The 11,233-nt window shown below is 73.6% G+C and carries 12 protein-coding genes; 8 read left to right on the top strand and 4 right to left on the bottom strand.

Annotated elements, in window-relative coordinates; translation table 11 throughout:
- Positions 1-17: 17 nt before the first annotated feature.
- On the bottom strand, positions 18-206 hold the full coding sequence (locus tag ACZ4Z1_RS28915; protein WP_468489576.1) for a hypothetical protein: 189 nt from the start codon (positions 204-206) through the stop codon (positions 18-20).
- A gap of 193 nt (positions 207-399) precedes the next feature.
- Between ACZ4Z1_RS28915 and ACZ4Z1_RS28910 the strand changes: the two genes are divergently transcribed.
- Positions 400-720, top strand: a complete 321-nt coding sequence (locus ACZ4Z1_RS28910; protein WP_468489575.1) for a hypothetical protein — start codon at positions 400-402, stop codon at positions 718-720.
- A gap of 23 nt (positions 721-743) precedes the next feature.
- Here ACZ4Z1_RS28910 and ACZ4Z1_RS28905 read toward each other — a convergent pair whose 3' ends face one another.
- Positions 744-944: a hypothetical protein gene (locus ACZ4Z1_RS28905; protein ID WP_468489574.1), complete on the bottom strand. Its 201-nt coding sequence runs from the start codon at positions 942-944 to the stop codon at positions 744-746.
- A gap of 445 nt (positions 945-1,389) precedes the next feature.
- Between ACZ4Z1_RS28905 and ACZ4Z1_RS28900 the strand changes: the two genes are divergently transcribed.
- The 3 genes from ACZ4Z1_RS28900 (at position 1,390) to ACZ4Z1_RS28890 (ending at position 4,263) form a co-directional block, all read left to right on the top strand.
- Positions 1,390-2,706 (top strand): serine hydrolase domain-containing protein, encoded by a 1,317-nt coding sequence (locus tag ACZ4Z1_RS28900; protein WP_468489573.1) that lies wholly within the window; start codon positions 1,390-1,392, stop codon positions 2,704-2,706.
- A 104-nt stretch (positions 2,707-2,810) separates the two neighbouring features.
- Positions 2,811-3,779, top strand: a complete 969-nt coding sequence (locus ACZ4Z1_RS28895; protein ID WP_468489645.1) for an SGNH/GDSL hydrolase family protein — start codon at positions 2,811-2,813, stop codon at positions 3,777-3,779.
- A 70-nt stretch (positions 3,780-3,849) separates the two neighbouring features.
- Entirely contained in the window at positions 3,850-4,263 is a 414-nt protein-coding gene (locus ACZ4Z1_RS28890) for a YchJ family protein (RefSeq protein ID WP_468489572.1), read from the top strand.
- Between the two features lie 71 nt (positions 4,264-4,334).
- Here the strand turns inward: ACZ4Z1_RS28890 and ACZ4Z1_RS28885 are convergent, their stop codons facing one another.
- Positions 4,335-4,712, bottom strand: coding sequence for an RNA-binding S4 domain-containing protein (locus ACZ4Z1_RS28885; RefSeq protein ID WP_468489571.1), 378 nt, complete (start codon positions 4,710-4,712; stop codon positions 4,335-4,337).
- 61 nt (positions 4,713-4,773) lie between these two features.
- Entirely contained in the window at positions 4,774-5,889 is a 1,116-nt protein-coding gene (ku, locus tag ACZ4Z1_RS28880; RefSeq protein WP_468489570.1) for a non-homologous end joining protein Ku, read from the bottom strand.
- 41 nt (positions 5,890-5,930) lie between these two features.
- Between ku and ligD the strand changes: the two genes are divergently transcribed.
- The 4 genes from ligD to ACZ4Z1_RS28860 all read left to right on the top strand — a co-directional run bounded on the left by ligD (position 5,931) and on the right by ACZ4Z1_RS28860 (position 11,165).
- Positions 5,931-6,818: a non-homologous end-joining DNA ligase gene (gene ligD, locus ACZ4Z1_RS28875; RefSeq protein ID WP_468489569.1), complete on the top strand. Its 888-nt coding sequence runs from the start codon at positions 5,931-5,933 to the stop codon at positions 6,816-6,818.
- Between the two features lie 341 nt (positions 6,819-7,159).
- A complete protein-coding gene (snpA, locus tag ACZ4Z1_RS28870; protein ID WP_468489568.1) occupies positions 7,160-7,819 on the top strand; it encodes a snapalysin in 660 nt (219 codons plus the stop codon).
- Positions 7,820-8,305: 486 nt separating this feature from the next.
- Positions 8,306-9,592, top strand: coding sequence for a lycopene cyclase family protein (locus ACZ4Z1_RS28865; RefSeq protein WP_468489567.1), 1,287 nt, complete (start codon positions 8,306-8,308; stop codon positions 9,590-9,592).
- The gene (locus ACZ4Z1_RS28860; RefSeq protein ID WP_468489566.1) at positions 9,573-11,165 is read left to right on the top strand and encodes an FAD-dependent oxidoreductase; all 1,593 of its coding nucleotides are present in this window, start codon (positions 9,573-9,575) and stop codon (positions 11,163-11,165) included. Before ACZ4Z1_RS28865 ends, ACZ4Z1_RS28860 begins: the two co-directional genes overlap by 20 nt.
- Positions 11,166-11,233 lie beyond the last annotated feature (68 nt).

The following is an 11,233-nucleotide window of genomic DNA, read 5'->3' as shown; positions in this document are numbered from 1 at the left end:
CGACCGCGGACCTCGTCTCACTCCCGCCGCCCCGGCGGATCGTGGTCCTCCCCGGGGTCGAGCCCCAGGGCGTCGATCAGCATCGCCAGGTCCTCCGCGCTCTCGGCGCGCCCCGCGAGTACCAGGCGGGCCTGCCGGCGCTCCCGGTCGTGCGTACGCCGTGCCGCGTCCGGCGCCGGCCCGGTGGTGTGGGTGTCCTCGTCCATGCGGGCCATGATCGGCGATCGGGTCCCGTCGGCGCGTGTCGGACGGGTCACTCTGGCCAGGTCTCTTCTGCGGCCCATGTCCGTCGGTCACCTCTCCTTTCCGCGGTCCCGGCCCGCATTCCCCCGGCCACTGTGAGACACGACTCGGCCCGAGCGCTGGCCCGGACCCGTACCCGGTTGCTAGGGAGGGAACATGAATACGGAGAACGAGAACACGGACGCGACGGGAACCGCCATTCCGACGACCACCGACCTACCGCCCACCCTGACCGTGACGGCCGTGAGCACCATCGAGCCGACCACCCCCGACGACCGCGGCTCCGACGCGTGGATGGTCATCGAGACCGCCGAACAGGGGCAGCTCCTGCTGAACCTGCCCGGTCCGCTGTCCCAGGCCGTCAAGCAGGCCACGTACCTTCCGTCGCACCTCGCGGGCGACGGCCGGCTGCCGCTGAGCCAGGAGGACAGCGCCGCCTACCGCGAACGCATCGCCGCCCTGGTGTCCTCGAACTGAGCGGTACGCCCGCCGGCGGCCCGCTACGGCAGATAGCGTTCGATCGCCGCCGCCCCCTTCTCCTCGATGAGCTTGCGGGCCTCCTCGACCCGCTCCGGCGTGGGCTCCAGGCCCCTGGCCATGACCAGGTCCTCCGGATCGAACGGGCGCTCGCCGCCCGTGTAGAACTCCCGCTGCCGTGCGGCGCGGGCCCCGTCGGAACCCGAAGTGCTGTCCTTGCCCATGGCGCCTCCCGAAAGATCGCTCGGGTCCGGAGAGTCCCGCCGGGCCGGCAGTGCCTCCGCTGCTTCCATCATGGGGCCGGCCCGGGACCACCGCACGGCGTGCGGGGTACGACCGGCCCGGGACCGCGGACGCGGAGGGGCGTCCGGCGGGCAGTGAGCGCCGGATCGCCGTACCCGCGCTCGCCGGCAGGCTGCCGGCCCGCACTGTCCGCACCCCCGTGCACGGGCGCTCCGCTCCGCGTTCCCGGGCTCCCTGACGACACTGCCGACCCCGTACCCGCGCCGCCCACCGATGGGCTGTCCGGGCTTGTCCGGGACAGCTTCCGCACGTTTCCGGACATCGCGGCGGACGTCGCCCCGTACGGTCAACCTCCGGCTTCCTCTCCGGCGTCCCTCCCGCCACAGGGGGACAAGCAGCCCCCTGCCTGCTTCCGGAGGCCGACTCGTGACACCGCGGACCGTACGTACCGCCATACTCGCCCTCACCACCACCGTCGCGGTGGGGGCCGCGACCCTCGCCCCCGCGTACGCGGCGGCGCCCGCCGCACCGGGGCACGGGCACGAGGCGACCCAGGAGGCGCTGCGCCAACTGGTGGAGGTGGCCGGGCTGCCCGGCGTGGCGGCCGAGGCCCGGGACGGTGGGAGGAGGTGGTTCGGCTCGGCGGGCCTCGCGGACACCGGCACGGGGCGCGCACGCTCGGCCGACGACCGTTTCCGGGCGGCGAGCATCACCAAACCGTTCATCGCCACCGTCCTGCTCCAACTGGAGGCGGAGGGGAGACTGAGCCTGGACGACACCGTGGAGCGGTGGCTGCCGGGCCTGGTGCGGGGACACGGGAACGACGGCCGCGCGATCACCTTGCGCCAGTTGCTCCACCACACCAGCGGCCTGCCCGACTACACCGAGGACCCGGACTTCCAGGCCAACTCCTCCGGCAGCCGCTTCCCCGAGCACCGCTACGACGACCACACCCCCCAAGAGCTGGTGTCCATCGCGCTGAAGTACCCGCCGACGTCCGCGCCGGGGACGCAGGCCCGGTACTCGAACACCAACTTCGTCCTCGCCGGCCTGGTCATCGAGAAGGCGACGGGCCGTTCGTACGCCCGGGAGGTGACGCGCCGCGTCATCGGGCCGCTGAAGCTGCGCGGAACGTCGTTCCCGGGGAGCCGCGCGACGATGCCGGACCCGCACCCTGTCGCGTACTCCCGGCTGCACGACCCGGCCCCCGACGCACCGGTTCACGACGCCACCGAGCAGAACATGACCTGGCTGGGCGCGGCGGGCGACATGATCTCCACCCTCGGCGACCTCAACCGCTTCCACCGGGCCCTGCTGCGCGGCGCGTTGCTGCCCCGGGCGCAGATGAGGGAACTGCTCACCGTGGTGCCGGCGGGGGAGGGGTTCGGGTTCGGGCTCGGCGTGGAGACCGCCGTCCTGTCCTGCGGTGTGCGGGTGGTCGGCAAGACCGGCGGGGCCAACGGCTCGATGTCCGCCTCGTTCGGTACGGGGGACGGCGGGCACCAGCTGACGTTCAACATCAACGGTGACTGGCTGACGGACCAGGCGCTGTACGTGAACGTGATCGAGGCGGAGTTCTGCGGGAAGGCGCCGGCCCCGGGCCGGAACCGGGCTCAGACTCAGGACCAGGCCCGGAACCGGGCTCGGATCCAGGACCGGGACCAGAACCGGGCTCAGGCTCAGGAGCCGGCGCCGGCCGGGTGGCCGGGCCTTCGTCCGCCGACCGCCGCATGCGTCGGGTAGCGGTCTTTTCCGGCGGCCCCGCGGTGTGCTTGGCTGGTCTGCCCGGGCCGGTGTGAAGTGCACCTGACATGAGCCACCGGCCGTACGCGACCAGGGGCGGCCCGATGACCCAGCGCTGGGTGGTACCACTGCTCGGTGTGCTGGCCCTGGCCCTGGTCGGCTCCCTCGGCTGGAGCGTCGTCTTCGCCTCCGACCCCACGGACACACCGCCCGGCCCACGCCCGACCGCGACCGCCCCGGCGTCCGGCGGCAGTGCCTCCGCCCCGCCGCCGGACGCGCCGACCGGGAGCACGACACCCGGGCCGCCCGCCCGTGCCGTCCCCGCCCTCTACCTCGGCGACTCGCTGGCCATGGAGAGCCAGAAGGCGCTCGCCGAACGGCTCAGCGAGACCGGGCGCACGACGCTGCACAGCGCGCCGCACTCCGGCACGACGCTGTGCGACTACCTGACGGCCTGGCGCGGCAAGTCGCTGGTCCCCGCCCGGGACAAGGCGGCCGCGCTGGTACGGACGGTGCGCCCGCGCGTCGTGATCCTCCAGTTCTGGGGCAACGCCTGGGGCTACACGCCCTGCATGGCGGGCGCCACGTACGGTACGGCGGGCTACTACGACCGGTACGCCGCGGACGCGCGGGCGCTGACCGAGGAGATCGCCGCCGCGGCACGGGCCGCAGGCCTCGCCCGCCCCAAGATCGTGTGGGCCTCCCAGGCACCCGACGCCTTCCACCCGGACCGGACCCGCAGAGTAAACGCCGTCTACGCGGCCCAGGCCGCCGCCTCCGGCGACCTGTACGCGGACGCGGGCCGCACGCTCAGCCCCGCCGGTGACCGCTACCGGTGGGTCCGCCAGCTGCCCTGCGACGCCTACGAACGCGCGCACCCCGCGTACTGCACCCACCCGGCCCCCGGCGGCGGCACCACCGACCTGCACCGCGCCGACGACGCCCTGCACTTCTGCCTGGCCCCGACGACCACCACGCCCCGCCCGTGCCCCGTACGGTCGCCGGGCATCGACCGTTTCGCCCGCGCCGTGACGGCGACGGTCGACGGGTGGCTGCGGAGCGCGGCCGGCTGACGGGGGCGTCGCCTCGGCGACTCCTGGGGGCCAGCGGCCGGCGGGTTTTCGTAACGGTCACAATTCAGGGGTGTCCAGATCTCACGCGCGCCGGCGAACGGCGATCGACCCTTCCGCCCCCTGCCCCTGCGGACTGCAGGCGTCCTACGCGGAGTGCTGCGCCCTCTTCCACCAGGGACGGACGGCGGCACCCACGGCCGAGCGGCTGATGCGCTCCCGCTACAGCGCCTTCGCGGCCGGTGACGCGGCGTACCTGCTGCGCACCTGGCACCCCGCGACCCGCCCGGCGGGCCTGGACTTCGAGCCGGGGCAGCGGTGGACGCGCCTGGAGATCGTCAGCACGACGGGCGGCAGCGCCTTCCACAGTGAGGGCACCGTCCAGTTCCGGGCGCACTACACGCTGAACGGCGAGCCCGGCGTACAGGAGGAGAACAGCCGCTTCGTACGGGACGCAGGCGCCTGGGTGTACCTGAGCGAGCTGTGAGCGCGCCGGGCGTTCCCGTACGGGCGGGTACTCTTCCGTTCGTACGCCCGTACGGGAACGCCCGCGCCGCCTCAGCGGCCGCCGCGCAGCTGTTCCAGCTCGCGCCGGTCGCGCTTGGTGGGCCGCCCGGCGCCGCGGTCGCGGTGGCCGACCGCGGCGATCTCCTCACGGGGCGGCGGCGGGGGACTGTTGTCGACGAAGCACTCCGCGGCGACCGCGGCGCCCACCCGCTTGCGTACCAGGCGCGAGACCACCACGATCCGCTCCCGCCCGCCGTGCCGCAGCCGGACCTCGTCGCCCTCGCGCACCGCGTGGGCGGCCTTCACCCGCTCACCGTTGATCCGTACGTGCCCGCCGCGGCAGGCCGTCGCGGCCATCGAACGCGTCTTGGTCAGCCGGACGGACCAGATCCAGCTGTCGACGCGCACCGTTCCCTCGTCTGAAGCCATGCACCGACTCTAAGGCCGCCGGGCGCCGCCGTGGGCCCGCCCGCACACCCACGCCCCCTCGTCAGGCCGACGCCTTCTTGCCGCCCTTCTTCGCGGTGGACTTGGCCGCCGATTTCGCCGCCGTCTTCTTGGCCGCGGTCTTCTTGCCGCCCGAGCTCCCGCCGGCCGCCGTCTTCTTGGTACCGGATCCGCCCGACGCCTTGCCGGAGGAGGACTTCTTCGCCGCTGACCCGGACGTCTTACGGGCCGCGGTCGTCTTCTTGGCGCCGCTTCCGGACGCGGTCTTCGCCGTGGTCTTCCTCGCCGTCGCCTTGCGGCCCCTGATCGGTGTGACCGACGCCGGCTCCTCCTCCGGCTCCTCCTCCGGCTCCTCCTCGGCGCCCCCGCCGCCCTCCCCGCGTGACTCGCGCGCCGCGCGGACGCTGTTCTCCAGCGCGGCCATGAGGTCGATGACCTTGCCGCCGGCGCCGGGCGCGGCGCGGGGCGCGGCCGGCTCGCCGCCCTCCAGCTTCGCGGCGACCAGCTCCTCGACGGCCTCCCGGTAGTCGTCGTGCAGCTCGGACTCGTCCAGGTCGCCGAGCGAGTCCATCAGGGTCTCGGCGAGGGTCAGCTCGTTCTCCCGGATCTCGACGTCGTCGCGCGGGGCGACGGTGCGCGCCGAGCGGACCTGGTCCGGCCAGAGCAGGGTGTGCATGGCGATCGCCCCGTCGTGCGAGCGGAGCATGGCCAGCGTCTCCCGCCCGTGCATGGCCACCTTGCCGATCGCGACCTTCTCCTGGTGCTCCAGCGCGTCCCGCAGCAGGGCGTACGGTTTGGCGGCGGCGACGCCGTTGGGCCCCAGGAAGTAGGACTTGTCCAGCTGGAGCGGGTCGATCTCGTCCGCGCCGACGAAGGCCAGGATGGTCAGGGTCTTGGTCGTCGGCAGCGGCAGTTTCGCCAGGTCCTCGTCGGTGATCGGCACGATCGTGTCGTCCGCGGCCTGGTAGCCCTTGCCGACCTCCTCGTTGGGGACCTCTTCGCCGTCCAGCTCGCAGACCTTGCGGTAGTGGATGCGCCCGCCGTCCTTCTCGTGGATGCGGACGAACGAGACGGAGGCGGTGCGCTCGGTCGCGCTGTAGGTCTTCACGGGGATGCTGACCAGCCCGAAGGAGATAGACCCGTTCCAAACAGATCGCATGTCTCATCCCTCATGTGGCATTTTTATGGGATTGTCATCGTATGTCGCCAATCACCGTCGTGGAGGGGCGGCGGCTGTCGCTCACCAACCTCGACAAGGTCCTGTATCCGCGGACCGGCACCACCAAGGGCGAGCTGCTGCACTACTACGCCACCACCGCGGGCGCCCTTCTCGCCCACGTCCACGACCGGCCCGTCTCCTTCCTGCGGTATCCCGACGGGCCCGACGGCCAGCGGTTCTTCACCAAGAACGTGCCGCCCGGGACGCCCGCATGGGTGAAGACCACCGAGGTCCCCGGCAGCACGGCGAAGTCCCGGCAGCAGGTGCTGGTCCGCGACGTGCCGACCCTGATGTGGGCCGCCAATCTCGTCGTCGAGCTGCACACCCCCCAGTGGACCGCCGCCGCGCCGCGCGTCGCCGACCGCCTCGTGTTCGACCTCGACCCGGGGGCGCCGGCCACGATCGTGGAGTGCTGCGGGGTGGCCCGGTGGCTGCGCGAGCGCCTGATGGCCGACGGCCTGAACGTGTACGCGAAGACCAGCGGCTCGAAAGGCCTGCACATCCTCGTACCGATCGAGCCGACCCCCTCGGACGGTGTCACCGCGTATGCCAAGTCCATCGCCGTCGAGGCGGAGCGGACCCTGCCCGACCACGTCGTGCACCGGATGACCAAGGCCCTGCGGCCCGGGAAGGTCTTCATCGACTTCTCGCAGAACTCCGCCTCGAAGACCACCGCCGCCCCCTACACGGTGCGCGCCCGCGAGCTGCCGACCGTATCCGCCCCCGTGACCTGGGGCGAGATCGAGGCCTGCACGGACCCGGAGCAGCTCACGTTCCTCTTCGACGCCGTCGCCGAGCGCCGTGAACGCCACGGCGACCTGCTCGCGCCCCTGCTCAACCTCAACCGGGCGCACCCGCTGCCCGGCTGACGCCCTGGCCGGTGCCGGCCCGCCCGTACGGCTGGGACGCGCCCGCTCCCTCCGCGCCGCCGCCCGGGCCGATGTCCACACCTGCGTCCACCGCATACGGAATACGTCATTCGACGGAGGCGGTGATGACACGGGCACGTGCCACGTTCCCGTGCCGGCGGTGTGAACGGCACCCTCCCCGCCCCATGAACCTTCCGTGACAAGCGGGTTGCGGCTGTCCGGACGGCCGGGCCGGCGGGGCGATGTCACGGCCCTATCACCAAAAGCTGTCATCCGCAGGGGACCTTGATTCCTTCACAATCCCGGTACCAAATCCCTCCCACGGATGACGAGGTTCCCCCATGAGACCCACCCGTACGGTCCTCACCGCCGTGCTCGGCCTCGGTCTGGCCGCCTCCCTCGGTACCGTCCCCGCGACCGCCGCCTCCGCCCCGGCCGCCCCCTCGGGCGTCTCTTCTCCGGCCTCGGTGGCCAAGTACGCCGGCTCGGCCGAGGAGGCCGCGGCCAACAAGGCGTTCTTCCAGGCCGTCATGAAGTCGGCCGCCGCCAAGCGCGCGGCCACGCCCGGCGTCCAGGCGGTCACCGTCACGTACAACGCGAGCAGCGCTCCCACCTTCCGCAGCCAGATAGCGCGCAGCACGCAGATCTGGAACAGCTCCGTGCGCAACGTGAAGCTCCAGGAAGGCTCCAACGCCGACTTCCGGTACTACGAGGGCAACGACTCCCGCGGCTCCTACGCGAGCACCGACGGCCACGGGCGGGGCTACATCTTCCTCGACTACCGGCAGAACCAGCAGTACAACTCCACCCGCGTGACGGCCCACGAGACGGGCCACGTCCTCGGCCTGCCCGACCACTACTCGGGCCCCTGCAGCGAGCTGATGTCGGGTGGCGGCCCCGGCCCCTCCTGCCAGAACACCAACCCGAACGCGCAGGAGCGCGCCCGGGTGGACGCCCTGTGGCGCAACGGGCTGGTGGCGCAGCTCGCCCCGGTCTCCTGACCTCCTGACCTTCCGACGACTGCCGCGCAGCGGGGACGGGCGCCCTGCTGCGCGGCAGTCGTGCGTCCGCGTGGCGACTCCCGTCGGCTCCGCGGCGCGGCACCGGGGCCGCTGACGCGTACGGGCCGGGTGCGGTCGCCGGGAGCGATATGCGTCACATCGATCCGGTTTGGCGGATGGGTCCACGGTGGTTTATCGTTCAATTGATCACGGGTTGTGTGGACCCTCATCGAAGATGAGCGGCGTCCCCGCCCGTGCCCGGGACCGCCCCGGCCAGCTCCCCCGTCTGGCCGGGGCTTTCTCCGTTCCAGGCGGTTGCGCCGGACCCGATGCGCCGCCTCTCCCGCTGCCGTGGCGCGTGTCACCCGTGGATGGCCGGCTGTCCGGCGCTGTAATGACCGTGGCCGGTGAATCCCGGCCGGGCGGGCACACGGAGACGTGGCGCGTCCGTCGGCGTGGAGCCCGGCGGTACGGGAGGGAGACGGCGTGTACGACACAGAAGTGGCCGTCGTGGGCGGCGGCGCCGCAGGGCTCTCCCTCGCCCACCGGCTCTGCGACCCGCCCGCCGGTGTCCGCTGCCCCGAGGTGACCGTCGTGGACGCGCCGCCGGGTCCCCTGCGGCCCCCCGAGCGCACCTGGTGCTACTGGGAGGGGCCGGACGGCGAGTACGACGGTGTCCTGGCGGCCTCCTGGGACCGGCTGCGCGTCCACGGGGCCGACGGGTCCGTGCTGACCGGACGCCCGGCACCACTGCGGTACAAGATGATGCGCTCGGCCGCATTCGAGAAGCTGGTCGGTGAACGGCTCGCGGCCACGCCGTCCGCGCGCCGGGTGGCGGCCGTCGTCGACGACGTGCGCGCACTTCCCGGCGGCGGCGCCGAGGTCCGCGCTACGACGGCGGCGGGCGACCCCGTACGGCTACGGGCCCGCTGGGCCTTCGACTCCCGGCCGCTGCCCGCCCTGCCGCCCGCGCGCACCACCCTGCTCCAGCACTTCCACGGCTGGTTCGTCCGTACCGAGCGGCCCGAGTTCGACCCGGCGACCGCCGACCTGATGGACTTCCGCACCCCGCAGCCGGACCACGGCCTCTCCTTCGGCTACGTCCTCCCGCTCGGCCCGTACGAAGCGCTGGTCGAGTACACCGAGTTCTCCGCCGTCCCGCTCGACGAGGCCGCCTACCACCGCGCGCTGCGCCACTACCTCACCGAGGTCCGCCCACTGGGCCCGTACCGGGTCACCGCCTCCGAGCAGGGCGTCATCCCGATGACCGACGCGCGCTTCCCCCGCCGCGCCGGGCCCGGCGTCTTCCGGATCGGCGCTGCGGGCGGCGCCACCCGGCCGTCGACCGGCTACACCTTCGCCGCTGTCCAGCGCCAGACCCGGGCTGTCGCCGCCGCCTTCCACCAGGGCCGCACCCCGGCCCCGCCGCCCCCGCACCCCGCGCGCTCCCGGCTGATGGACGCCGTCCTGCTGCGCGCCCTGGACACCGGACGCGTCGACGGCGCCGGCTTCTTCACCGGGCTGTTCCACGGCGTACCGATGGAACGGCTGCTGCGCTTCCTGGACGGCGGCACCCGGTTGCGCGAAGACCTGTCGATCGGCCTGCACACCCCCGTACTGCCCATGCTGCGCACCGTGGCCGAGCTGCCGAGGCTGCGCCGCAGGCCACCCGTACGACCGGCCCGAACCGCAGCCACCACGCCGACGCCCGCACCGCACGCCGCCCCGGCCCCGCACAGGAACGGACCGCCCGATGACGACCCTCCCGAGTGACGCCGGCCCCCCGGCCACCGCCCGGCGCGCCACCGCCGCGCCACGCCGGGGCCGGGACCGGCGCGCCCGCATCGTGCGGCCGGCGCCGGGCCGGTCGAGGATCACCGGCGAGGCGCCGCACGTCGCGGTGATCGGCGGCGGTATCGCCGGACTGGCCGCGGCCACCGGACTCGCCGAACGGGGCGCCCGGGTCACGCTGTACGAGCGGGAGCCGGGGCTCGGCGGCCGGCTCGCCGGACGGCGGATCCGGCTCGCCGACGGCTCCCGGGCGACCATGACCCGCGGCTTCCACGCCTTCTTCCGTCAGTACTACAACCTGCGGGGACTCCTGCGGCGGGCCGACCCGGCGCTGGCCGCGCTCACCGGGCTGCCCGACTACCCGCTGCGCCACAGCAGCGGCCTCCAGGACAGCTTCGCCCACGTCCCGCGCACCCCGCCGTGGAGCGCCCTCGGGTTCGCCGCGCTCAGCCCGACCTTCACCCTGCGCGAGATGGCCCGGATGAACCCGCGCGCCGCCCTGCCGCTGCTCGACGTGCGGACGCCGGACGTGTACGAGCGTCTGGATGGCGTCAGCGCGCGCCGGCTGCTGGAGCGCATCCGTTTCCCCGAGGCCGCGCACCACCTGGCGTTCGAGGTGTTTTCCCGCAGCTTCTTCGCCGACCCGGAGGAACTGTCGGCCGCCGAGATGGCGCTGATGTTCCACATCTACTTCCTCGGCTCCAGCGAGGGGCTGCTGTTCGACGTCCCCGGCGAACCGTTCCCGCAGGCCTTGTGGGAGCCGCTCGGCCGTTACCTGACCGGCCACGGCGTCACCCTGCGGACCGGCTGCGCGGTGGAGACCGTGGAATCCGTACCCGGCGGCGCAGGCGTGACCGTACGGGGCGGCCACGGCGCGGCGCGCCACGACGCGGTGGTGCTCGCCCTCGACGTGGCCGGGCTGCGCCACCTCGTCGCCGCCTCACCCGGGCTGGGCGACCCGCACTGGCGCGAGCGGATGCTGCGGCTGCGCACCGCGCCGCCGTTCCTCGTCTCCCGGCTCTGGCTCGACCGGCCGGTGGCCCCGGACCGGCCGGGCTTCCTCGGCACCAGCGGTTTCGGCCCGCTCGACAACGTCAGCGTGCTGGAACGCTGGGAGGGGGAGGCGGCACGGTGGGCCGCCCGCAGCGGGGGCTCGGTGGTCGAGCTGCACGCGTACGCGCTCGGTACGGACACCGCGCGGCCGGTACAACAGGACCGGCTGACCGGCCGGCTGCAGCGCGTCTACCCCGAGACCCGCGAGGCGAAGGTCATCGACGCCCGGCACGAGTGGCACGCGGACTGCCCCCTGTTCCCGGTGGGCGGCTACCACGACCGCCCCACCGTGCGCACCCCCGACCCGGCCGTGACGGTCGCCGGCGACCTCGTACGCACCGGCCTCCCCGTGGCCCTGATGGAACGCGCGGCCACCACCGGCTTCCTCGCCGCGAACACCCTGCTGGAGCGGTGGGGCGTACGCGGCCAGACCCTGTGGACGGTCCCGGACCGCGGCCGGTCGGCGGTGCTGCGGGGCCTGGCGCGGGCGCTGGGCACCTGAGTCCGCCGGGGCACGGACCGGTGGGGCATTCACCCTGTTCGCCGCCGCCCTTCTGGTCCGGTACCGCT

It is taken from the genome of Streptomyces sp. NPDC030165 (genome assembly GCF_055573595.1).
The sequence above is the reverse complement of the archived record's forward strand: the minus strand, read 5'-3'. Positions and strand labels throughout refer to the sequence as shown.

What these genes read in the sequence shown, in the direction of transcription:
- ACZ4Z1_RS28895 (WP_468489645.1), top strand. Translation starts at nt 2,811, where the DNA reads ATGACCCAGCGCTGGGTGGTACCACTGCTCGGTGTGCTGGCCCTGGCC.
- ACZ4Z1_RS28905 (WP_468489574.1), bottom strand. Translation starts at nt 944, where the DNA reads ATGGGCAAGGACAGCACTTCGGGTTCCGACGGGGCCCGCGCCGCACGG.
- snpA (WP_468489568.1), top strand. Translation starts at nt 7,160, where the DNA reads ATGAGACCCACCCGTACGGTCCTCACCGCCGTGCTCGGCCTCGGTCTG.
- ACZ4Z1_RS28915 (WP_468489576.1), bottom strand. Translation starts at nt 206, where the DNA reads ATGGACGAGGACACCCACACCACCGGGCCGGCGCCGGACGCGGCACGG.
- ACZ4Z1_RS28860 (WP_468489566.1), top strand. Translation starts at nt 9,573, where the DNA reads ATGACGACCCTCCCGAGTGACGCCGGCCCCCCGGCCACCGCCCGGCGC.
- ACZ4Z1_RS28910 (WP_468489575.1), top strand. Translation starts at nt 400, where the DNA reads ATGAATACGGAGAACGAGAACACGGACGCGACGGGAACCGCCATTCCG.
- ACZ4Z1_RS28885 (WP_468489571.1), bottom strand. Translation starts at nt 4,712, where the DNA reads ATGGCTTCAGACGAGGGAACGGTGCGCGTCGACAGCTGGATCTGGTCC.
- ku (WP_468489570.1), bottom strand. Translation starts at nt 5,889, where the DNA reads ATGCGATCTGTTTGGAACGGGTCTATCTCCTTCGGGCTGGTCAGCATC.
- ligD (WP_468489569.1), top strand. Translation starts at nt 5,931, where the DNA reads ATGTCGCCAATCACCGTCGTGGAGGGGCGGCGGCTGTCGCTCACCAAC.